The 21,641-nt window shown below is 73.5% G+C and carries 17 protein-coding genes and 1 pseudogene; 4 read left to right on the top strand and 14 right to left on the bottom strand.

The window, feature by feature from the left end:
* Positions 1-108: 108 nt before the first annotated feature.
* The 9 genes and pseudogenes from KIK08_RS15615 to KIK08_RS15575 form a co-directional block, all read right to left on the bottom strand.
* Entirely contained in the window at positions 109-1,392 is a 1,284-nt protein-coding gene (locus KIK08_RS15615) for an RNA polymerase sigma factor (protein WP_214403875.1), read from the bottom strand.
* On the bottom strand, positions 1,389-1,739 hold the full coding sequence (locus tag KIK08_RS15610; protein ID WP_250557083.1) for a YciI family protein: 351 nt from the start codon (positions 1,737-1,739) through the stop codon (positions 1,389-1,391). Before KIK08_RS15610 ends, KIK08_RS15615 begins: the two co-directional genes overlap by 4 nt.
* 142 nt (positions 1,740-1,881) lie before the next feature.
* Positions 1,882-2,619 (bottom strand): DoxX family protein, encoded by a 738-nt coding sequence (locus KIK08_RS15605; protein WP_214403873.1) that lies wholly within the window; start codon positions 2,617-2,619, stop codon positions 1,882-1,884.
* A gap of 157 nt (positions 2,620-2,776) precedes the next feature.
* Positions 2,777-3,973 (bottom strand): cytochrome P450, encoded by a 1,197-nt coding sequence (locus KIK08_RS15600; protein ID WP_214403872.1) that lies wholly within the window; start codon positions 3,971-3,973, stop codon positions 2,777-2,779.
* A 106-nt stretch (positions 3,974-4,079) separates the two neighbouring features.
* Complete coding sequence (locus KIK08_RS15595; RefSeq protein ID WP_214403871.1) at positions 4,080-4,871, bottom strand: ABC transporter permease; 792 nt, start codon at positions 4,869-4,871, stop codon at positions 4,080-4,082.
* The gene (locus tag KIK08_RS15590; protein WP_214403870.1) at positions 4,868-5,857 is read right to left on the bottom strand and encodes an ATP-binding cassette domain-containing protein; all 990 of its coding nucleotides are present in this window, start codon (positions 5,855-5,857) and stop codon (positions 4,868-4,870) included. Before KIK08_RS15590 ends, KIK08_RS15595 begins: the two co-directional genes overlap by 4 nt.
* Positions 5,858-5,883: 26 nt before the next feature.
* A complete protein-coding gene (locus tag KIK08_RS15585; protein WP_214403869.1) occupies positions 5,884-6,726 on the bottom strand; it encodes a DUF4097 family beta strand repeat-containing protein in 843 nt (280 codons plus the stop codon).
* Between the two features lie 73 nt (positions 6,727-6,799).
* Positions 6,800-7,315, bottom strand: coding sequence for a hypothetical protein (locus tag KIK08_RS15580; RefSeq protein WP_214403868.1), 516 nt, complete (start codon positions 7,313-7,315; stop codon positions 6,800-6,802).
* Positions 7,316-7,512: 197 nt separating this feature from the next.
* Positions 7,513-8,013 (bottom strand): annotated as a pseudogene (locus KIK08_RS15575) (DUF899 family protein); the annotation flags it as partial.
* A 66-nt stretch (positions 8,014-8,079) separates the two neighbouring features.
* Between KIK08_RS15575 and map the strand changes: the two are divergent.
* A complete protein-coding gene (map, locus tag KIK08_RS15570) occupies positions 8,080-8,871 on the top strand; it encodes a type I methionyl aminopeptidase (RefSeq protein WP_214403867.1) in 792 nt (263 codons plus the stop codon).
* A gap of 57 nt (positions 8,872-8,928) precedes the next feature.
* On the opposite strand, the gene KIK08_RS15565 is transcribed toward map, so the two are convergent.
* Positions 8,929-9,486 (bottom strand): dihydrofolate reductase family protein, encoded by a 558-nt coding sequence (locus KIK08_RS15565; RefSeq protein ID WP_214403866.1) that lies wholly within the window; start codon positions 9,484-9,486, stop codon positions 8,929-8,931.
* Positions 9,487-9,551: 65 nt separating this feature from the next.
* Here KIK08_RS15565 and KIK08_RS15560 point away from each other — a divergent pair, with 65 nt between their 5' ends.
* Positions 9,552-12,728: an AfsR/SARP family transcriptional regulator gene (locus tag KIK08_RS15560; protein WP_214403865.1), complete on the top strand. Its 3,177-nt coding sequence runs from the start codon at positions 9,552-9,554 to the stop codon at positions 12,726-12,728.
* Positions 12,729-12,801: 73 nt separating this feature from the next.
* The gene (locus tag KIK08_RS15555) at positions 12,802-13,368 is read left to right on the top strand and encodes a dihydrofolate reductase family protein (protein WP_214403864.1); all 567 of its coding nucleotides are present in this window, start codon (positions 12,802-12,804) and stop codon (positions 13,366-13,368) included.
* A gap of 43 nt (positions 13,369-13,411) precedes the next feature.
* Here the strand turns inward: KIK08_RS15555 and KIK08_RS15550 are convergent, their stop codons facing one another.
* The gene (locus tag KIK08_RS15550) at positions 13,412-14,416 is read right to left on the bottom strand and encodes an RNA polymerase subunit sigma-70 (RefSeq protein ID WP_214403863.1); all 1,005 of its coding nucleotides are present in this window, start codon (positions 14,414-14,416) and stop codon (positions 13,412-13,414) included.
* 282 nt (positions 14,417-14,698) lie between these two features.
* Between KIK08_RS15550 and KIK08_RS15545 the strand changes: the two genes are divergently transcribed.
* Positions 14,699-15,304 (top strand): dihydrofolate reductase family protein, encoded by a 606-nt coding sequence (locus KIK08_RS15545; RefSeq protein WP_214403862.1) that lies wholly within the window; start codon positions 14,699-14,701, stop codon positions 15,302-15,304.
* A 371-nt stretch (positions 15,305-15,675) separates the two neighbouring features.
* Here KIK08_RS15545 and KIK08_RS15540 read toward each other — a convergent pair whose 3' ends face one another.
* From KIK08_RS15540 to dnaB, 3 genes are all read right to left on the bottom strand, one after another.
* Complete coding sequence (locus tag KIK08_RS15540; RefSeq protein ID WP_214403861.1) at positions 15,676-16,068, bottom strand: hypothetical protein; 393 nt, start codon at positions 16,066-16,068, stop codon at positions 15,676-15,678.
* Positions 16,065-18,401, bottom strand: a complete 2,337-nt coding sequence (locus tag KIK08_RS15535) for a hypothetical protein (protein ID WP_214403860.1) — start codon at positions 18,399-18,401, stop codon at positions 16,065-16,067. The genes KIK08_RS15540 and KIK08_RS15535 overlap by 4 nt, the downstream gene beginning before the upstream one ends.
* Before the next feature lie 531 nt (positions 18,402-18,932).
* Positions 18,933-21,104, bottom strand: coding sequence for a replicative DNA helicase (gene dnaB, locus KIK08_RS15530; RefSeq protein ID WP_214403859.1), 2,172 nt, complete (start codon positions 21,102-21,104; stop codon positions 18,933-18,935).
* Between the last annotated feature and the right edge of the window lie 537 nt (positions 21,105-21,641).

Here is a 21,641-nt window from a genome sequence, read left to right as displayed (position 1 = left end):
TGGTGCTGCGAGGACGCCGGCCAGCGTGGCCCTCGTCCAACCAGCGCGCCCGCGTCCGACCAAGCACCCGTCGAGAACGAAGTTGTCGTGATCAAAAAGCCCTGTTGATCACGACAAGTTCGTTCTCGACGGGGTGGGGAGGCGGGCGGCTCTGGCGGTGAGGTAGCGCTGCTCGGGGATGCTCGTGGTGCGCCGGGCCGCCCGCAGGTAGGCCTCGCGGGCCGCGGCCGGGTCGCCGGCCAGCTCCAGCAGGTGGGCGCGCACGGCGTCGAGGCGGTGGTTGCCGGCCATCCGGCGGTCGCCGTCGAGGCCGGCGAGCAGGTCGAGGCCGGCGCCGGGGCCGGCGACCATGGCCAGCGCGACCGCCCGGTTGAGGGTGACCACCGGGTTCGGGGCCACCCGCTCCAGGACCCGGTAGAGCTGGTCGATCTGCGCCCAGTCGGTGTCCTCGGCGGTGCGCGCCTCGGCGTGCACCGCGGCGATCGCGGCCTGCAGTTGGTACGGGCCGAGCGGCGTGCTCGCCATCGCCCGCTCGACGAGCTCGGTGCCCTCGGCGATGGCGGCCGCGTCCCACCGGCCGCGGTCCTGCTCGGCCAGCGGGACCAGGCCGCCGTCGGCATCGGTGCGGGCGGCCCGGCGGGAGTCGGTGAGCAGCATGAGGGCCAGCAGGCCGGCCACCTCGCCCGCCATCGGGTCGGTGGCCGGCAGCAGCCGGTGCACGGTGCGGGCGAGCCGGACGGCCTCGGCGGTGAGGTCCGAGCGCTGCAGCGCGGCGCCGGAGGTGGCTGTGTAGCCCTCGTTGAAGATCAGGTAGAGCACGTGCAGCACGGCGTCGAGCCGGTCGCCGAACCCGGCGCCTGCCGTGGCGCCGAGGTCCGCCGCGGTGACCGGGATCTTCTGCTTGGCCCGGCTGATCCGCTGCGCCATGGTCGACTCCGGCACCAGGAACGCGCCGGCGATCTCGGCCGTGGTCAGCCCGCCGACCGCGCGCAGCGTCAGCGCGATCTGCGACGGGGCCGACAGCTCCGGGTGGCAGCACAGCGCGAGCATCAGCAGGGTGTCGTCGGCGGTGGCCCGCTGCTCGTCCGGCGCCGGGGCGGGGGCTTCCGCGCTCATCGCGGCGTCGGTGTCCTCCCGCCTGCGCCGGGCGTGCTCGCTGCGCACCTCGTCGGTCAGCCTGCGCGAGGCCACCGTGATCAGCCAGCCGCGCGGGTTGTCCGGCACGCCCTGCTCCGGCCACTGCACGACGGCGGCGAGCATCGCCTCCTGCACGGCGTCCTCGCACAGGTCGAACTGCCGGTACCGGCGCACGAGGACGCCGAGCACCTGCGGCGCCAGCTCGCGCAGCAGCCCCTCGACGCGCCGGTCGGCGCCGGTACCGGCAGTGCTCACATCTCCGCTCCGGCGTCGGGGGTCATCACCGGGCGGACCTCCATGGCCCACAGCTTCGCGTCGGGCCAGCGCGCGGCGATCTCCACGGCCCGCTCGATGTCGACGCAGTCCACGGTCAGGAAGCCGGCCAGCTGCTCCTTGGCCTCGGCGAACGGGCCGTCGGTCACCGCCGGCACGCCCTCGCGCACCCGGACGGTCCGGGCCTGCTGGGCCAGCGCCTCCCCGCCGACCAGCTCGCCGGACTCGGTCAGCTCGGCCATGATCGCGTCGACGTCGGCGAAGATCCGGGCCTTCTCGTCCTCGGCCATGGCCTCGATGACGGCCGGGTTGTTGTAGATCAGCAGCATGAACTTCACGGGTGGTCCTCCTTCGGTCCGCGACCCCGTGGCGGGAGCCGTCGCGGACCGGTCGGAGCGGCCGCGCGGTTCTCGACGGCCGACGCCGATCCCGGCGGACCGCCGGGGCGAGCGCAGCCTAGGGGCGACGCGGTCAGAGGTCGGCCGGGTCGTCCGTCCGATCGGTCGGGCGCGGCTCGGACCGGCGGGTCTGCAGCGGGCTGATGGGGCGCGGGATCCGCCGCGGCCGGGCCCCGCCCTGCTCGGGCAGCGCCGAGGTGGGCGGCAGCTCCCCGAACATCGGGGCCTCGGGCCGGACCGCGAAGTTGGCGCCGGTCACGACCGGGAAGGCCGAGGTGACCGGCTCGGCGTCGGCCACGGGCTCGGTCTTCTCGTGGCGGCCGGTCGCCCCCACGGCCGCCGGCTCGGCGGTCGGCGCCGCGGTGGCCGGGCGGTGCCGCATCCGGGCCAGGACGAGGTGGTCGACGCTGAACCGCCCGGCCCCGCAGGTCGCGAGCACCAGCTCGGCGGCGGCGATCACGCCGACCAGCTCCCACCCGCCGTCGGCGGCGAAGATGCCGTTCGAGGCGTGCACGATCGCCGCCGCTCCGATCATCACCACCAGGTGCAGTCCGACGACCAGCGGGGTCAGTGCCCCGAGCACCAGCAGCACGCCGCCGGCGAACTCGACGAACGCCACGAACGCCGACGAGGCGATCGCGGCGGGCACGCCGAGGGCCTCGAACTGGTCGCGGGTCTGGGCGACGCCGTCGATCACGACCTTCTGCCAGCCGTGCGCGAACAGCACCACGCCCAGGACGACCCGGGCGACCAGCAGCGCGACGTCACGGGCGGCTTCGGGCAGGGCGCCGTTCATCGAGGAGGCCTCCATGCGTCACTCTCGACCGTCGCGTGTGCGCGCGGACGACCGATGGTCGACCGCGCGCCCGCGACAAGCAAGCCGCGATCGTCGCCAGGGCAGCCGACCGGTCGCCCGGAGCGACGAGCAGCGGCCGTCGTGCGGCGAAGTGGCCGGCAGGCTGCCCGGCTCACGCGTCCCAGGTGACGGGCAGGCTCTTCACGCCGTGGATGTCCGCGCTCTCCGGGCGCAGTGCCACCTCGTCGGCCGGCACCGCCAGCCGCAGGGTGGGGAAGCGCTGGATCAGCGCCGGGAACGCGACCCGCATCTCGACGCGCGCGAGCTGCTGGCCGAGGCACAGGTGGATGCCGTGGCCGAAGGCCAGGTGCCCGCTGGGCTCCCGGCGCAGGTCGAGCCCGTGCGGGTCGGTGAAGCGCTCCGGATCGCGGTTGGCGGTGTTCAGCGACAGGATGAGCCGGTCGCCCGCCCTGATCGTGCGGTCGCCCAGTTCGACGTCCTCCAGCGCGGTCCGGAAGAACGTCTTGGCGACGCTGAGGTAGCGCAGCAGCTCCTCGACGGCGCGGTCGGTGAGCGCGGGGTCGGCGCGCCACGCGGCCAGCTGCTCCGGGTTGCGCAGCAGCGCGAAGGTGCCCAGCGCCAGCATGTTCGCCGTGGTGTCCAGCCCGGCGGCCAGCAGGATGGTGCTCATCCCGCGCAGCTCCTCGTCGGTGAAGTCGCCCCCGGTGAGCTCGCTGAGCACGTCGTCGGTGGGCTCCGCGCGCTTGGCCGCGACCAGCTCGGCGAGGTACTGCTGGACCCGGGTGTAGGCCGCGATCAGCTCCTCGTCGGGGGTCTCGCCGTTCATGAACTTGTCGATGTCCTCCTGGAAGGAGCCCCGGTCCCGGTAGGGCACGCCGAGCAGCTCGCAGATCATGATCGTCGGGATGGGCTTGGCGAACGCGGTGACCAGGTCGGTCGGGGGCCCGGCCTGCTGCATGGCGTCGAGGTGTTCGGCGGTGACCTGCTCGACGCGCTCGGTGAGCAGCCGCATCCGCCGGGCGGTGAACCGGCCCGCCAGCGGTTTGCGGTAGCGGCCGTGCAGCGGCTCGTCCGTGAGGAGGAACTCGCCGGGCGCCGCGGTCGGCATCTCGATGCCGCTGTAGTCGATGGTCGGGTGGAGCATGAGCTCCTTGCGCGAGCTGAACCGCCGGTCGGCCAGGATCGTCCGGATCAGGTCGTACCCGGTGACCAGCCAGCCGGGCTCGCCCGCGGGGAAGGTGTAGCGGTGGATCGGGCTCTGGTCGCGGGCCTCGACCAGCTCCTTCGGCGGGTCGAAGGGGCAGCCGGGCTGACGCGCGGCCGGCATCGTCGCGACGGTGTGTTCCATGGTCGTCCTCTCGCACTGCGGGTCAACTAGTTATACGCATGTGTGTACGCAGACAGCAGGCCCGGATGGGTCCCGTGCGTTCCGTCCGATGGGGGTGGGTCTCGGCTCAGCGGGTGGACTCGCGGTTGAACAGCTTCTTCGACCAGAGGTATCCGCCGAGGGCGATGGCGACGCACCAGGCCAGCGCGACCAGCGGGGTGTTGCCCAGCGGGGTGCCCAGCAGCAGGCCGCGGATGGTCTCGATGAGCGGGGTGAACGGCTGGTACTCGGCGAACCAGCGCAGCACCGTCGGCATCGAGTCGGTCGGGACGAACCCGCTGCCCAGGAACGGGAGCAGGACCAGCGGCATGCCGACGTTGCTCGCCGCCTCGACGGTCTTGCTGGCCAGGCCGAGCGCGACCGACAGCCAGATGAAGGCGAAGGCCATCAGCACCAGGACGCCGACCAGGGCGAGCCATTCGACGGGCCCCGCCGACGGCCGGAACCCGACGAGCAGCGCGACGCCGATGACGGCCGCCATCGCCAGCACCGTCTGCACGAGGCTGCCCACGACGTGCCCGGTGAGCACGCAGACCCGGGCGATGGCCATGGTGCGGAACCGGTCGACGATGCCCTCGGTCATGTCCATCGCCACCGAGATGCTGGTGCCCTGGACGGCAGAGGTGATCGACATCAGGATGATCGCCGGTGTGACGTAGTTGACGTACTCCGCCCGCCCGCCGGTCCCGCCGCCGATCCCGGCGCCGAGGGTGCCGCCGAAGACGTAGACGAACAGCAGCAGGAACACCACCGGCATGCCGATGAGCAGCACCATCATCGACGGGTAGCGCACCATCCGCGTGAGGTTGCGGCGCACCATCGTCGCCGAGTCGGTCAGGGCGTGGCTCACGGAGCTCATGACGAGGCCACCTTCCGGTTCGTGGGGTCGCCGGTGAGGGCGAGGAAGACGTCGTCCAGGTCGGGGGTGTGCATGCTCAGCGAGTCGATCTCGACCGCGTTCTCGTCGAGCCGGTCGAGCAGCGCCTTCAGCGACCGGACGTCGCCGTCGTGCGGCACCCGCAGGGCGAGCGCGTCGCCGTCGTGCGGCACCCGCAGGGCGAGCGCGTCGCCGTCGCGCGACGCCGCTCCCACGGCGCGCGCGGCCGCCGCGAGGTCGCGGGCATCGGCGAAGCGAAGCAGGACGTGACCGCCGGGGATGCGCCGCTTGAGCTCGTCCGCGGTGCCCTCGGCGACGATCCTGCCGCCGTCGAGCACCGCGACGCGGTCGGCCAGCTCGTCGGCCTCCTCCAGGTACTGGGTGGTCAGGAAGATGGTGACGCCGCCGGCCACCAGTTCCCGCACGATCTCCCACATGCCCCGGCGGCTGCGCGGGTCCAGCCCGGTGGTCGGCTCGTCGAGGAAGATCACCTGGGGCGTGCCGACCAGGGTCATCGCCAGGTCGAGCCGGCGGCGCATGCCGCCGGAGTAGGTCGAGGCCGGCTTGCCGGCCGCGTCGACGAGGTCGAACCGCTCCAGCAGCTCGTCGGCCCGCCGCCGGCCGGCCGCGCGGCCGAGGTGGTGCAGGTCGGCCATCAGGCGCAGGTTCTCCCGGCCGGTCAGCAGGTCGTCGACCGCGGAGAACTGGCCGGTCACGCCGATCGCGGCGCGGACGGCGTCGGGTTCGGCGGCCAGGTCGTGGCCGGCGATGGTGGCGCTGCCGCCGTCGGCGCGGATCAGCGTGGAGAGGATCTTGACCGTGGTGGTCTTGCCCGCTCCGTTGGCGCCGAGCAGCGAGAAGACGCTGCCCCGCGGGACGTCCAGGTCGATCCCGTCGAGCACGACGTGGTCGCCGAACGACCGGCGCAGTCCGGTCGCCGTGATCGCCGACCGGGATGGGGTGGTCATGGGGTTCTCCTTCCGGGAGGTGCGGGTCAGGAGCGGCGGACGGTGATGTCGCCGAAGGAGGTCTGCGCGCGGACCTCGACGGTCTCCTCGGACTCCGCCGGCGCGGAGGCGACGTCCTCGAGCTCGTTGCGCACCCGGCCGTAGCCGGTCTTCAGGTCGAGCCACGCGGCCGTGCCCGCGGCGATGCCGACCTCGATGTCACCGGAGGCGGTGACGAGCGAGACCGAGTCGCGCACGACGGTGCCGATGCGGACGCTGCCGTTGGAGGTCTTCACCTCCACCCGCGAGCCCGCCCGGTCGACGGCGACGTCGCCGTTGGCGGCCCGGGCCCGCAGCTCGCCGGCGACGGTGCCGATCTCGGTGTCGCCGTTGGAGTTCTTGACGACCGCGGCGCCGTCGACCCTGCCGATCTGCACGCGGCCGCTGCCGGTGGAGATGTCGGCGTCGCCGGCGACCGCGTCGACGGAGACGTGCCCGAGGGTGCTCACCTGCAGCGGACCGGTCCGGTCGAAGCGCAGGTGCGCGACCGACGCCTTGAACCGGCACCGGTTTAGCGCGCCGGTGGTGCGGACCTCGCCGGAGGTCAGCTCGCCGCGCACCCGGGAGCCGGTGGGCACCTCGATCAGCAGGTCGACCGAGTGGGTCTTCTTGGAGAAGTTGTGCACGAACGTCTTACCGCGCACGGTCAGCGTGCCGTCGGCGTGGTCGACGCGGGTCTGCTGCGCGGCCTTCACGTCGGACTCGTCGGTCTCGTCGGTCGGTCGCACCTCGACGACGGTGTCGGCGCGGTCGCTCGCGACGACGCGCACGACGGCGGCGTGCAGCTCGATGACGACGGAGACCGGTTCGGGCGTGGCGTACACGGGCATGGCTGTCCCCTCGGAGTGTGTCGGACGTGCATCCCCGCTGGTCGGGGCGTCGGTGGTGGTGTGGGTGGCCGGGCTAGCGGGCCCAGCCGGTGTGGTGCTGCGCGCTGCGGGCGTCGCGCCGAGCGGGGCCGCCGTGGTCGCGGTCCGCGGCCCGCAGCGCGGCCGACCCGGCCCGGACGAGCCACGCGTTGAGCGAGCGGCCCTCCTTGCCCGCCGCCTCCTCGAACGCGGCCTTGAGCTGCTCGGGCAGGCGCAGGTTGACCCGCACGGCCGGGCCGTCGTCGAGGCCGGCGTCGTCGACCGGGGCCGCGCCGCCGGCCGGGGCCCGCTCGGCGGGCGGCTCGACGGGCTGGGGCGTCACGACGAACTCCGGGTCGCGCCCGCGCAGGTGCACCTGGACCGAGCCGGGGGCCAGCTCGCGGGTGATCTCGTCCGCGGCGGCCGACAACGCCTCCAGCAGCGCGAGCCGGATGGCCGACTCCATCGCCACGGTCAACCGCTCGACCACCGCGCCGGCGCCCTCGCCGCCGGTCTCGACCGCGGTCAGCAGTTCACGACCGAGCGAGGCCACGTACGGGTTCAGGTCCATGGCACCACTGTGGCACACCATGGCACCACAGGCAAGCAAAAGTGGCTCAGCTTGGCATCACAATGGCTCAGACGAGCGTCACCGCACGTCAGGGCCCCGCTGGCAGGGTCGAGGGTGACGGGTCGCTCAGCGGTCCCGGTGTCGGCGGGTTCCTGGCCGCCGCCCGTTCCTCGCGGAACCGTGCCGGACCCGATCGTTCAGTGGTGGTGGCCCCGCCGCCCGAGGGTGTGCACGGGTGTCGCGCCGGGCCGGGTCCACTGCGGCACCGGCCGGCTGGTCGGGCCCCACTCGATCGTCCCCTCCGCGTCCGAGCGCCAGGCCGAGTGGCCCCCCTCCGGCCAGCCCTCGGGCTTGTCCCCCCACGCCTCGTCGCGGCCGAGGACGGTCCTGTCGAGCAGGCCCATCGACGCGTTGACCCGCTCGTTGCCGCGCCCGGTCGTCGAGTAGGTGAGGAACGTGCGGTCGCCGTCGCGCAGGTAGCAGGTGAGGTAGCCCATCGGGCCGCCGGCAGGTCCGGTCAGGTCGCGCACCGAGTACCAGGGCCGGGTGTAGCCCATGAACGCGACGAAGGGCGCCACCTCCGCCCAGCGCCCGGTGGTCAGCACGGCGTAGGAGACGCCGCGGGCGTTGAGGTAGGCGGCGTCGGGCAGGTGCCACGCCGTGGTGGTGCAGCCCTCGCACTGGCCCTGGTGCGGCGCGACGGGGAGCTCGATCGATCGCTAGGGTGGTATTACTATACCGTCGAACGACCCACGAGGTAACCCGTGATCGAGTTGAAGTCGCCGGCCGAGATCGAGCGGATGCGCACCACCGGGCAGTTCGTCGCCCAGGTCCTGGCCGAGCTCGCCGCGATGGCCGAGGTGGGCGTCAACCTCCTCGACCTGGAGCACCACGCCCGCGACATGATCCGCAGGCGCGGGGCGGAGTCCTGCTACTGGGACTACGCCCCCTCCTTCGGCAACGGCCCGTTCCGCAACGTGACCTGCCTGTCGGTCAACGACGCCGTGCTGCACGGGCTCCCCCACGACTACGTGCTGCGCGACGGCGACGTCCTCACCGCGGACATCGCCGTCGGCATCGACGGCTGGGTCGCCGACGCCGCCCGCACCGTCGTCGTGGGCACGCCGGCCGACCAGGACCTGCGGCTCGTCCGGGCGACCGAGGAAGCACTCGTCGCCGGCATCGCGGCCGCCCGGCCGGGCAACCGGATGGGCGACATCTCCGCGGCCATCGAGGCGGTCGCCTCCGGGTACGGCTACCCGATCAACACCGAGTTCGGCGGGCACGGGCTCGGCCGGACCATGCACGAGGACCCCCACGTGCCCAACAAGGGCCGCGCCGGTCGCGGCCTGAAGCTGCGCGCCGGCATGACCCTGGCCCTGGAGCCCTGGCTGGCCCGCACCACCGACCGGATCGTCTTCGACCCCGACGGCTGGACGATCCGCTCGGCCGACGGCTCGCGCACCGCCCACTCCGAGCACACGATCGCGATCACCGACGACGGCCCGCAGGTGCTCACCCGCCTGCCGCGGCACGAGGGCTCCACCCCGGCGTGAGCCCGGTCGACGCCCACGCCGGGGGGCGGGCTCACCCGGTGGGGTCGATCCGGTCGGTCACCCGGTCCGCTCGGCCGCGACGGGCCGGTAGGAGAGCAGGACGATCCCGGACCGGAGCGTCCGCGTGCCGAGGAGCTCCAGGCGCGTGTTCGTGCCCTCGCCGAGCAGCAGGTCGCCCGGGCCGCCGACGCCGGCGAACCGGGGGTTCACCCACAGGTGCAGCTCGTCGAGCAGACCGTGGTTGATCAACGTGTGGGACACCGGCCCGAACCCGTGGATCAGGATGTCGCCGGGCTCGGACCGGAGCTTCGCGACCGCCTCGACCAGGTCGTCCGAGATGATCTCCGTGCCGGCCCAGTCGGCGGTGTCCAGGGTGGTGGAGGCGACGTACTTGCGCATCGAGTTGATCCGGTCGGCGTACCCGCCGGGGCGCCCCGGCCAGGCGCCGGCGTAGATCTCGTAGGTCCGCCGGCCCATCAGCAGGGCCTCCGCGGCCTGCAGCTGCTCCTCGGCGATCCGGTCGTGCTCGTCGTCGACGTAGTCGAAGTGCCAGGCCGGCATGTGGTTGATGACGCCGTCGACGCTGGTGAACGTGGAGTTGATGACCTTGCCCATGCGCAGACCGTGCCGGGGGGAGTTGACGGTTCGTTGACGGTCCGCGGCCGGGCTATCGTGCCCGCATGCTCTTCGGGGTGCTGGGCCCCGTGGCGGTGTGGACGGCCGACGGCGACCCCGTGCCGGTCCCCGGCCGCAAGGTCCGCGCGCTGCTCGCCGCGCTGCTCGTGCACGAGGGGCGGGCGGTGGGCGCGGACCGGCTGGTCGACGACCTGTGGGGCGAGGCACCGCCGGCCAACCCGGCGGGTTCGCTGTCCGGGAAGGTCAGCCAGCTGCGCCGGGCGCTGGCGGCGGCGCAGCCCGGGTCGAACCGCCTGGTGGCCTCGCCACCGCCCGGCTACCGGCTGCGGCTGGACGCCGACGCCCTGGACGCCCACCGCTTCCGGGCGCTGACCGCGCGCGCCCGGCGCACCCGCGACCCGCGGTCCAGGGCCGCGCTGCTCGCCGACGCGCTCGCGCTGTGGCGGGGGCCGGCCTTCGCCGACGTGGCCGGGGAGCCGTTCGCCGGGGCCGCCGCGGCCCGGCTGGACGAGGAGCGGGTGACCGCGCTGGAGGACCACGCCGAGGCGCGGCTGGCCGCGGGCGAGCACCGGGAACTGGTCGCCGAGCTGGCCGAGCTGGCCGCCGCGCACCCGCTGCGGGAGCGGCTGCAGGAGCTGCACATGCGCGCCCTGCACCTGTCCGGGCGCGCCCCCGAGGCCCTGGCCGCCTACGCCGCGGTGCGCGGCCGGCTGGCCACGGAGCTCGGGGTCGACCCCGGTCCCGAGTTGGCCGCCGTGCACCGCACGATCCTGTCCGGCGACCCCGGGCCCGTCGCGCCCGGTCCCCCGCGCAGCAACCTGCCCGCCCCGACCACGGACCTGGTCGGCCGCGACGAGGACGTGCGCGGGGTGCGGGCGCGGCTGGCGTCCGCCCGGCTGGTCACGCTGACCGGGCCGGGCGGGGTGGGCAAGACGCGGCTGGCGGTGGCCGCCGCCGAGGGGCTGGTCGACCGGTTCGCCGACGGCGTCCGGTTCGCCGAGCTGGGCTCGCTGTCGGCGGGCTCGGTCGGGGGCGCGGCCGCCGTGGTGACCGCGGCCCTCGACGTCCGGGACCTGGCGGGCGCGGGACTGCCCGCCGTCCGACGGCTCACCGAAGCGCTGGCCACCCGGCGGCTGCTGCTGGTGCTCGACAACTGCGAGCACGTCGTCGACGACGCCGCCGACCTCGCCGGGCGGCTGCTGCGGGCGGCGCCGGGGCTGCGGATCCTGGCGACCAGCCGCGAGCCGCTCGGGCTGCGGGGCGAGGTGGTGTGCGCCGTCGCGCCGCTGGAGGTGCCCGCGGGCCTCGCGGCGGCCGATCCGGTCGCGCTCGCCGGGGTGCCGGCGGTGCGGCTGTTCGTGGCCAGGGCCTCGGCCGCGGCACCCGGCTTCGCGCTGGACGGCGACACCGCCGAGGCCGTGGCGGTGCTGTGCCGCCGCCTCGACGGGCTGCCGCTGGCGCTGGAGCTGGCCGCTACGCGGGTCCGGGCGCTGGGGGTCCACCAGCTGGTCGCCCGCCTGGACGACCGGTTCCGGCTGCTGGCGACCGGCCACCGGGACGCCCCCGCGCGCCAGCGGACCCTGCACGCGGTCGTCGACTGGAGCTGGGAGCTGCTCTCCGGGCCCGAGCGGACCGTGCTGCGACGGCTGGCAGTGCACGCCGACGGCTGCACCCTCGACGCCGCGGAGCAGGTGGGCGCCGAGGAGGGCCCGGACGTCGGCATCGACGTCGCCGATGTGCTGGTGCGCCTCGTCGACCGCTCGCTCGTCGCGGTCGTGCCCGGCGCCGACGGCCCGCGCTACCGGCTGCTGGAGTCCGTGGCCGCCTACTGCCTCGACCGGCTCGACGCCGCCGCGGAGACCGAGCGCGTCCGCGACCGGCACGGCCGCTACTACGCGCAGCTCGTCGAGCGGGCCGAGCAGGGCCTGTACGGAGCCGACCAGCGGCGCTGGCTGCACCGGCTGGACGCCGAGACCGCGAACCTGCGCGCCGCGCTCGACCGCGCCACCGCGGACGGCGCCGCCGAGCTGGCCCTGCGCCTCGTCGTCGCGCTGGCCTGGTACTGGGTCCTGCGCGGACGGCTCGTCGAGGCCGCCGACCGGCTCGACGCCGCCGCCGGGCTCGCCGCGCCCGCCCCCGTGGCCCTGCGAGCCCGGGCCGCCGCGTGGCGGGTGGGCATCCGGCTCCTGCTGGGCGAGCGGCCCGACCCGGCGGTGGTCCCGCTGTGGGAGCAGCTCGACGACCCGGCCGCGCGGGGGCGGGCGGAGTGGTTCGTGGCCCACGCCGAGGTCGACTTCGGCGACGTCCTCGCCGTGCAGAAGCGCCTCGACCGCGCCCTGACCGCGTGCGAGGACGCCGGCGACCGCTGGGGCGTCGCCGCGGTGCTGAGCACTCGCGCGCGCATCGGGCACGTCGTCGACGACCTGGCGGCCATCGAGCGCGACGGCGGGCGCAGCGCGGCGCTGTTCCGGGACCTCGGGGAACGATGGGGGATGCTGCAGGCGAGCGCGCGGCTCGGCGGGCTGGCCGAGGAGCGCGGCGACTACGCGGAGGCGAGCCGGCTGGCCCACGACGGGCTGCGGATGGCCGAGGAGCTCGGCATGTGGCCCGAGGTCGCGGCCCGGCTGGCCGGACTGGCCTGGATCGCGGTGCAGCAGCGGCACTACGGGCGGGCGTGCGACCTCGCCGAGCGGGCCCACCGACTCGCCGACGAGCAGGGGTACCGCATCGCCGCCACCCTCGCCGAGATCTGCCTGGCCTTCGCCAGCCGGCGCCGCGGCGACCTCGACCGCGCCGCCCGGCACCTGACCGCGCTCCTGCACGCCGCCGGGCCGCGGCCGCCGGACCGGCCCCCACCGCTGCACCTGTCCCTGGTGCTCACCGAGCTGGGCTTCCTCGCCGAGCAGCGCGGCCGGTGGGACGAGGCCAGGCGCCGGCACCTCGACGCGTTCGCCGCCGCCCGCGCCCTCGGCGACCGCGGGGTGGCGATCGCGCTGGAGGGCCTGGCCGGGGCGGCGCGGCACGACCGGGCGTCGGCCCACCTGCTCGGCGCCGCCGACGCCGTCCGCCGGGCGATCTCGGTTCCGGCCGGCCCCGCCGAACGCGTCGAGATCGACCGGATCACCGAGCGCGTCCGCGGCGCGCTGGGCGAGCACGCCTTCGCCGTCGCGTACGCGCACGGGGCCGCCATGGACCCGGAAGAAGCCGTCGCCCTCGGGTGACCGGTCGCGCCCGATTAGGTCTGCGGGCCGCGCCCGTCTGTTCCTGGGAGATCGACCCACGGGAGGCTGCACGATGCGGAAACTGATCTTCGGCATGAACCTGACCCTGGACGGCTACATCGCCGCCGCCGGCGACGACATCGGCTGGAGCGGGCCGCCGAGCGAGGAGCTGTTCCAGTTCTGGCTCGACCACGACCGGGCGACCGAGCTGGTGCTGTACGGGCGCAAGCTGTGGGAGGCGATGAGCTCCTCCTGGCCGACCGGCGAGCGGCAGCCCGGCGCCGGCCCGGCGCAGATCGAGTTCGCGCGGAACTGGCGGGACACGCCGAAGGTGGTGTTCTCCTCGACGATCGACAAGGTCGACTGGAACACCCGCCTGGTCAGCGGCGACGCGGTCGCCGAGATCACCCGGCTCAAGGCCGAGGACGGCGGCCCGATGAGCATCGGCGGCGCGACTCTCGCCGGCGCTGCCATGCGGGCCGGGCTGATCGACGAGTACGTCCTGGTCACCCACCCGGTCCTGGTGGGTGGCGGAACGCCGTTCTTCACCGCGCTGGACAGCTGGGGGAACCTGGACCTGGTGCAGACGCGGACGTTCCCCGGCGGTGTGGTGCTGACCCGGTACGAGACGAGGCGATGAGCACGGGCCACCTGCCCGGCTCGTGAGACGACGCGTCGTTGCCTCACAGTGTCGGGGGCAGGCCCAGCCACGGTCTGTCGGCGGCGGGGAATCCGGTGAGCTCGGCGATCTTCCCGTCGACGATGTGCAGGACGTCGACGGCGAACAGCCGGTAGCCGGGCTGGCCGGGCGTGCGCAGGTACTCCACGACCGCAGGCATGCGGTTGACGGTCGTGACGATGCAACGCCAGTCGTCGTACCCGGGCCCGCCGAACCCACCCGCGACCCAGGAGTCCAGCGCGGACCTGGCGGTGACCCAGACGCCGGGGTCCGGCGGCATCGCGAAGCGCAGGTCCTCGCGCATGAGGGACAGGAGCCCGTCGAGGTCGTTGCGCTCGTGGGCGTCCACCCACGCCTTCACCGTGGCGCGTTCGTCGTCCGACAGCTCGTGCGTAGCGGGGGTCCGCCAGTCGAGTCGGCGGTCGGGCAACTGCTCGCGCATCGTCACGCGCGCCCGCTGCAGGGCGCTGGTCACGGACGCGACGCTGAGTTCGAGCGCGTCGGCGGTCGTCGCCGCCGGCCAGCCCAGTACGTCCCGGAGGATCAGCACCGCCCGCTGGCGCGGCGGCAGGTGCTGGACGGCGACGACGAACGCCAACTCGATCGTCTCCCGCGCCACCGCCGACTCGTGCGGGTCGTCGGGGAGCATCCGGTCCGGGTAGGGCTGCAGGTACCGCACCTCCGAGCCGGCGCCGGGCAGCTCGGCCGGCACGGGCGTGCGGTGGTTGCGCTTCTCCAGGAAGTCGAGGCAGGCGTTCGTCGCGATCCGGTACAGCCAGGTCCGCAACGCGGCGCGCCCGTCGAAGGTCTCCCGCTTGTTCCACGCCCGCAGGAACGTCTCCTGGGTCAGGTCCTGGGCGTCCTCGTAGTTCGCGAGCATCCGGTAGCAGTGCACCTGCAGCGCACGCCGATGGCGCTCGGTCAGGACCGCGAACCGCGCGGTGTCCTCCGCGCGCGCCGCCGCGATGAACGCGGCTTCGTCGGCGCCCTGCGGTCTGGCGTCGGTCATGGTCGTCGATCCTTCCACCGGTGCGAGGGGCTACCAGGACTGACGACGTGGCGGTGGATTCCTGATCGGTGGAGCCGATGCCGTCCGAGTGCGCTCGGTGATCGATGGTGCCCGGCCCGGGGAGTCGCGGGATGTCGGATGACGGACAAGAAGCGCTCCATTCCTGCCAGGTTCGCCGCGAGAGCCGGCCCCGGAGGCACGATGACGTCGACCCGGCGCGGCCGATGAGTTCGTGACTCCCGGCCGGTCCGAGCTCGTGGAAACCCAGGAAGGGACATCACCGTGGCAGAGCTTCTGGTCGACTTCATCACCTCCCTCGACGGCTACGCATCGGGAGAGGGCTGGCCCGGGTTCTGGGGCCTGGAGGGCCCCGAGTACCTCGCTTGGCTCGGCGAACAGCCCGAGGTCACGTACCTGATGGGAGCGAACACCTACCGCCTGATGTCGGGCTTCGCCGCGGGCGAGGTCCCGGATGGCCAGGACGAGTTCAGGGCCGAGGAAGAGGCCTCCGTCGACGAGCTCACGCGGGCGTCGAAGGTGGTGTTCTCCTCCTCGCTCGAGGAGCCACTGGCGTGGGCCAACTCCACGCTCGTCCGCGACGACGCCGTCGAAGCGGTCCGCACCATGAAGGAGAACGGCTCGGGGCTCCTCAGCACGATCGGCAGCCTCAGCCTGTGCCGGTCCCTGCTGAAAGCCGGGCTCGTCGACCGCTTCCGGGTCGGGTTGTTCCCGGTGATCACCGGGGCCACGGGCGCAGAACGCATCTACGACGGCTACCCGGACGTCGCCCTCGAGATGATCGAGCACCGGACCTTCGACGGCCGCATCCAGCTCGTCGAGTACGAGCCGCGCGTGCTCGAGCACCCGCCGCTCGGCGCCCCTGCGTGACGTCGTCCCAGCGTCGCGCAATCGGTTGTGGGACGCCGGCCGCTGATCTGGGGCCCGACCCCCAGACCGTCGGCGTGGCGGCGGCGATCCACCTCCTCGCGCTGATCGCCTGGATCGTGGTCGTCCGAGAACAATCGGTGCACGAGCAGGGCGTCACCTACGCCGAACGGGCTCTTCGAGGTCCTTGAGCAGTCGGAGGTTCCCAGCACTCCGCCGCCGGCCCAGGGTGTCGTCGGGGTATCCCATGGCGACGAAGTCCGCGTCGAGGACGCCGAGCTGTTCCAGGCTTGCGGTCGCTCCATCGGCTCCGCGCCGCCGCGAACCGGGGAACTGACCGGGAGCACCACCGGTGCGCGCGTCCGGTCCCCGGCTCACTCCGGGCGCTGCGCCTCGATGACGCGCTGCTCGAAGAACGTGATGATGTCGCCGCCGCCGTAGTGGTGGACGGCGTCCTGCACATCGCTCAGGCTGCGGAACTCCTCGAAGGTGACCTGCCCGTCGGCGTTGATCTCGGCCAGCCGGGCGGTGTCCTGCGGGTCGGCCGCGGCCTGGGCGAGGAAGTCCGCGCGGGCTCCCTCGGTCTCGTAGAGGATGCGCACGACCGTCTCGAACGTGCGGGCTTCGAGGTCGTCGCGCAGGGTGCGCAGGTCGGCCTTGGTCAGCCCTGCGTTCTCGGACGACCCGCCGCCCGCGCACGATGCGACGGCGACCAACGCGGCCGCGACCACCGCAGCGGCCGCCGCCCCGGAACGGCGCTCCATCATTCCCCCTCCTCCTTGCCGCCCGCGGACTCCTCCTGGGCTGCGGACCCCATGTCGAAGGCCGCCTCCGCCTGCAGGCGCGTCAGGACGTCGCCGCCGTAGGTGTGGACGGCGTCCTGCACGTCGCTCAGGCTACGGAACTCCTCGAAGGTGACCTGCCCATCGGCGTTGATCTCGGCCAGGTGGGCGGTGTCCTGCGGGTCGACCTGCGCCTGGGCCAGGAAGCTCGCGCGGGTGTCCGGGTTCTCGTAGAGGGCGGTCGCCACCGCCGCGTGCACCTCCGGTTCGACGGCGTCGCGCCAGGTCGTGAGCGCCTCGAGTTCCGGCTTCGGGATCGCGTGGTCGTAGATCGCGGTGTTGAGGCTCTCGTTGATCGCCCCGGTCGCCTCGTCGAGCGCGTCCCCCACCCCGGGTATCTCCGACGCGGTGTTGAGGATGGGGATGCGCTCGACGAACTTGCCGGACACCAGATCGACCGCCGGGTCGGTGACCGTCCGCCACCCCTCGACCAGCGCCTCGCGCTGCTCGATGCGATCGAGCTGCAACTGGTTCCACCCCTCGCCGAGCGTTCGGTAGTAGGCGGCGGACAGGTCGACCCCGCTGCCGAACGCGCGCGGGTCGTTGGAGGCGATGTCGGCCGTCTCGTCGGCGATCTCCGCCTGCACGAGGGCGGCACCGTTCTGCCCGAGCGCGACCCTGGCCTGCTCGCTCCCCGAGACCTCCCCCACGAAAGCCTGGACGTCCTCGACGCTCAGGCCGGGCAGCCGGGTCGGTAGCCGGTCGGGGCCGCCCCCGGCCGCCACGATCGCCAGGTCGCGGGTGTAGGGGGTGGTGATGTCGACCAGCGCGTTGCGGACGGGATCGGACGCCTCGATGTCCTCGGCCCCCGCGGCCTTCACCGCCTGCTCCACCAGCGCGATCGTCTCCGGCGCGTACGCCTGGCCGGTGGTGATCGGGTAGGTCTGGATGCCGCCGCGCAGCGTGTCGGCCAGCATCTGGTCGCCGTAGCGCTGGGCGTCCTCCGCCGTGAGGCCCAGGCGCCGGGCCGCGACGTCGTCGCCCGGGTGCTGACCGATCAGGTAGAGGTTCTCCAGCTCGCCGGGGAACTCGTCGCGGTCGGTCCGGTAGAAGATGTTCGCCGCCTGGTCGTCCTCGCGCAGCGCGGCCAGCGCCGCCCACTCGTTGCTGGCCAGATCGCGGTGCCGGCTCAGGAACTGCGCGTTGCTGAAGCCGCTGAAGTCGGGGTACGTCGGCGCGACCGGACCATCCTGGATCAGCGCGTTCGCCAGGTCGGCCGTCGTCTGCGGCGTGAAGTCGCCGGCGCCGGCCAGCAGCGCGAGCGAGCGGTAGCGCATGTCCCTGAGCTGCTCGGCGTAGCCCAGGTTGTCGACGCCGCCCTCGCCGCCGGGCTCGTCGGTGGCGTCGACGTCGAAGACCGCCGAGCGGATGGCGGGGTTCAACCGGTCGCTGCGGTCGCCGGCGGCCAGGACCGCGGCGAATGGCACCACGAATCCCCCGTACGGGTCGCCCGTGAGAATGCCCTTGTCGTACGCGATGCCGAAGGTGTTCGTCAGGTCGGCCAGCGTCCGCACGTCCCGCGGGCCCAGAGCGTTCAGCAGCGCCACGGCGTAGTCCGGGTCCTGCGCCGAGTAGCCGGCGGCACGGGCGAGGACGTCGCGCAGCTGCGGGTACTGCGCGGCGAGGCGTTCGAGCGCCGCGGGGTCGCCGCCGAGCAGGGCATCCGGGCTGACGAGCCCGGAATCGCCGATGATGTTCGAGATGATGACGGCGTCGTCGAGCGCCTGCAGCTGGGCCTGCGCATCGTCGAAGAAGCGCGGCCCCCCGCCGAACCGGTCGCCGTAGAGCGACCTGATCGTGGCCGCGCACCGGCGCTGCGCCTCGTCGAAGTCGGCCATCGCCAGGGTCACCGCGCTCGACAGCTGGGCGCTCTGCTCGGCCTGCCCGTCGTCGGGCTCGGCGTCGCCCACCTCGGCGACCAGCGCCGAGGCGTCGGAGCGCAGCGCGTCCAGCCGGAGCCGGATCTCCCGCATGGCGGCGGAGTACTCCGTGAGCGCCCGCCCGACCAGCTGGTAATCCTCACCCACCGACGCGGCGACCCCCTGCACCGGGCCGGTGGCGGCCAGCAGGTCACCCGCCTCCGGCGCCAGGTAGACCGGCGCCAGCGCCTGCCAGCCGGCGTGGATGCGCGCGCCCGTGTCCGCGAACGCCGCACCGGTCGTCGCCAGCGACGTCGCGTGCTCGTCCAACATATCCGGGTCGCCATTGATCACCGGAATCGCAGCAATGTCGATCATAAACGCGCCTCCCCCGTTCAACGTGCAAACGGACGCGACACGCTCTCGGTTCACCACTGTCGGAATCCGGCCCCCACGCCTTCCACCGCAGCCCTTCAATCAAGATCACGCGAGGCGGCACGAAGATCAGCAATTCGCAACGGTGCGAGAGATCGCAGGTCGTAATGCGCAATGCTTCTGCAAGTCGTTCTTCACCGCCTACAACCACGAACACCGCCGCCACTCCGGGATCGGCATGCACACCCCGCATCGGTCCACTTCGACACCGCGACCGAGGTCCAGACTCACCGCCAGGCCCCCCCTGACCGGGCCGACGCTCGCCATCCGAGCGGCTCGCACGCCGGCCCTGCCCGCCGCGCCTGCCGGAGCGGGCGTGGATCAACCAGCCGGTTCCACAGCCAACTCAGTAAGACCAACTGTCTCACTTGACTTGACAACGACCGCCGCGCGGGAGCAGCTGTCTTACTCACGTGTCACCAGTGACATGGGAGTGACATGGGAGTGACATCGGATGTGAGACAGTGCCAGAGGAGTGAGACCCTACGACACCGCTCAGCCGTGGGCGAGGTCGGCGAACCGGCTGTAGTGCAGCTGGTGGGCCACGGTGATCGTGTTGGTGGGCCCGTTGCGGTGCTTGGCCAGGATCAGGTCGGCCTCGCCGGCCCGGGGGTCGTCGCGCTCGAACGCGTCCGGACGGTGCAGCAGGATCACCATATCCGCGTCCTGTTCGATGGACCCCGACTCGCGCAGGTCGGACAGCATGGGCCGCTTGTCGGTGCGCTGCTCGGGGCCGCGGTTCAGCTGGCTGATCGCCACCACCGGCACCTCCAGCTCCTTGGCCAGGAGCTTGATCTGCCGGGAGAACTCCGAGACCTCCTGCTGGCGGGACTCGACCTTGCGGCCGGACGTCATCAGCTGCAGGTAGTCGAGGATGACGAGCTTGAGGTCGTTGCGCTGCTTGAGCCGGCGCGCCTTGGCCCGGATCTCCATCAGGGTCAGGTTGGGGGAGTCGTCGACGAACAGCGGGGCCTCGCTGATCTCGCTCATCCGCCGGGCCATACGGGTCCAGTCGTCGTCGCCCATCCGGCCGGCACGCATGTCGGTCAGCCGGATCTGCGCCTCCGCGGACAGCAGCCGCATGACGATCTCTGTCTTGCTCATCTCCAGGGAGAACACGGCGCTGGTCATGCCGTGCTTGATGGAGCACGACCGGGCGAAGTCGAGCCCGAGGGTGGAGTTGTGCGTGGGCACCATCGAGCGCCCGGCGAGGTAGAGGTGCGCGGGATTGTCGACCTGCACGCACCGCACGGGCACGCTCGCGACGGGGCGCACGTCGACGACCCGCCGGCGCGGCTCGCGGTCGGCGCGGGCGTCGTGGCGCTCCTTGTGCAGCAGCCGCCTGCGGTCGTCGCGGAAGACCTCGTCGCCGGCGAGGAACGCGACGACGCCCTCCTCGACGCGGCCGCCGGGGGCCGGGACCCACCGGTGGCCCAGGCCGGCCACCAGGTCGCGGACGTCGGCGGCGAGCGCGCCCGCGGCCGGGAAGCGCAGGGCGCCGTCCGGGGCGACGACGCCACCGCCGTCCATCAGGCCGGAGAGCAGCGCGCGGCGCTGGTGCTCGGCCGCCCGCAGGTACGGCGCCAGGTCGGCGACCGCCCAGCCCGCACGGGCGAGCCGCACGCCCAGCTCGTAGGGGTCCTCGGGGAGGTCGGCCTCGGCGAGCCGGAGGGGGGCGCACACGTCGATCGTGTGGCGGCCGGCGACCAGCTCCACCGTGGTCCGCACGGCGCCGTCGGAGGTCCGCCACTGGTGCTGCGCGTCGGCGACGATGACCGTGCCGTCGGAGAGCTCGACCTCGAAGCAGGGCCGCTCGCGCATGACCTCGGTCGCCGCGACCACCCGGGTCGGGCGGCCGTCGGCGTCGAGCAGGAGGTCGCCGACCGCGACCTCGCCCATCGTGGTCCAGCCGTCGGGCGTGGGGAGGGGGGTGTCGAGGGCGAGCGCCTTGCCCAGGCCCGGGCGCGCCGCCACGACGATCATCTGGCCGGGGTGCAGGCCGTTGGTCTGGGCGTCGAGGTCGACGAAGCCGGTGGGGACGCCGAGGGCCACGCCGCCGCGGGAGCTGATGGCGTCGATCTCGTCCATCGTGGGCTGCAGCAGCTCCTCGAGGACGACGTAGTCCTCGGTGGTGGAGCGCTCGGTGACCTCGTAGATGGCGGCTTGGGCGCGGTCGACGACGTCGTTGACCTCGGCGCCGTCGGCGCCGTGGTAGCCCAGCTGCACGATCCTGGTGCCGGCCTCGACGAGGCGGCGCAGGATGGCCTTCTCGGCGACGATCTCGGCGTAGTAGGCGGCGTTGGCCGCCGTGGGGACCGTGGCGATCAGGGTGTGCAGGTACGGGGCGCCGCCGAGGCGGATCAGCTCGCCGCGGCGCTGCAGCTCGGCGGAGACGGTGACGGCGTCGGCGGGCTCGCCGCGGCCGTAGAGGTCGAGGATGCAGTCGTAGACCGTCTGGTGGGCCGGGCGGTAGAAGTCGTCGGGTCGGAGGATCTCGACGACGTCGGCGATGGCGTCCTTGCTGAGCAGCATGCCGCCCAGGACGGACTGCTCGGCGGTGAGGTCCTGCGGGGGCTGCCGGTCGAACGGCGATCCCGACTCCCCGCCCCCTTCCGCGGCACGGACAGCACGGGGCCGGCCGGACGGGCGGTCGTCTGTCACTGCCATACGCAGAGTCACCCCCCGGACCTATTGTATCGAACAAAGGTTCGATCCGCTCGACGTGCTCGGGTGGCGTACCGCGCTACGACTGGCGTCCCTCCGAGCCGGGACACCGGCTCTTGCGACGACGGTAGAACGTCCCCCCGACGATTCCCAAGCCGAGCAACGGGCGCGCCTGTGTACGGAGCTGGGGATCGAGCGGCCACGCCCAGGACAGGGCGGGGGCAAGCCTGTGGACGGACTGGGGACAACTCCGGAATTTCGACCGTTTCCGCAGTTCAGCGGCATGATCGCAATTGTGGATAACTTCCGCTCGGCGACACGCCGATGACGGGTTCCCGGCGTGTCGCGCCGACCGGCGGATACGGCCGCCCGTCGCTGTGGGACGGTCACTCGGCGACGCCGGCGCAACCCGACGGCGTGTCAATCGACGGGGTGGCGACGGGCCCGGCGCACCGACTGTCGGGGTCCCCGACAGCGGAGCGGGGGGGGGGGGGGCCGCACGGCGGGGGGGCGCCCCCCCGCCCCCCCGTGATGTGGGGG

It is taken from the genome of Pseudonocardia lacus, assembly GCF_018531445.1.
Classification (GTDB): Bacteria; Actinomycetota; Actinomycetes; order Mycobacteriales; family Pseudonocardiaceae; genus Pseudonocardia; species Pseudonocardia lacus.
This window is presented reverse-complemented; position numbering and strand designations above follow the sequence as displayed.

What these genes read in the sequence shown, in the direction of transcription:
- KIK08_RS15595 (WP_214403871.1), bottom strand. Translation starts at nt 4,871, where the DNA reads ATGAGCTCCGTGAGCCACGCCCTGACCGACTCGGCGACGATGGTGCGC.
- KIK08_RS15555 (WP_214403864.1), top strand. Translation starts at nt 12,802, where the DNA reads ATGCGGAAACTGATCTTCGGCATGAACCTGACCCTGGACGGCTACATC.
- KIK08_RS15600 (WP_214403872.1), bottom strand. Translation starts at nt 3,973, where the DNA reads ATGGAACACACCGTCGCGACGATGCCGGCCGCGCGTCAGCCCGGCTGC.
- KIK08_RS15540 (WP_214403861.1), bottom strand. Translation starts at nt 16,068, where the DNA reads ATGATGGAGCGCCGTTCCGGGGCGGCGGCCGCTGCGGTGGTCGCGGCC.
- KIK08_RS15590 (WP_214403870.1), bottom strand. Translation starts at nt 5,857, where the DNA reads ATGACCACCCCATCCCGGTCGGCGATCACGGCGACCGGACTGCGCCGG.
- KIK08_RS15560 (WP_214403865.1), top strand. Translation starts at nt 9,552, where the DNA reads ATGCTCTTCGGGGTGCTGGGCCCCGTGGCGGTGTGGACGGCCGACGGC.
- KIK08_RS15565 (WP_214403866.1), bottom strand. Translation starts at nt 9,486, where the DNA reads ATGGGCAAGGTCATCAACTCCACGTTCACCAGCGTCGACGGCGTCATC.
- KIK08_RS15610 (WP_250557083.1), bottom strand. Translation starts at nt 1,739, where the DNA reads ATGCTGCTGATCTACAACAACCCGGCCGTCATCGAGGCCATGGCCGAG.
- dnaB (WP_214403859.1), bottom strand. Translation starts at nt 21,104, where the DNA reads ATGGCAGTGACAGACGACCGCCCGTCCGGCCGGCCCCGTGCTGTCCGT.
- KIK08_RS15580 (WP_214403868.1), bottom strand. Translation starts at nt 7,315, where the DNA reads ATGGACCTGAACCCGTACGTGGCCTCGCTCGGTCGTGAACTGCTGACC.
- KIK08_RS15585 (WP_214403869.1), bottom strand. Translation starts at nt 6,726, where the DNA reads ATGCCCGTGTACGCCACGCCCGAACCGGTCTCCGTCGTCATCGAGCTG.
- KIK08_RS15605 (WP_214403873.1), bottom strand. Translation starts at nt 2,619, where the DNA reads ATGGAGGCCTCCTCGATGAACGGCGCCCTGCCCGAAGCCGCCCGTGAC.
- KIK08_RS15550 (WP_214403863.1), bottom strand. Translation starts at nt 14,416, where the DNA reads ATGACCGACGCCAGACCGCAGGGCGCCGACGAAGCCGCGTTCATCGCG.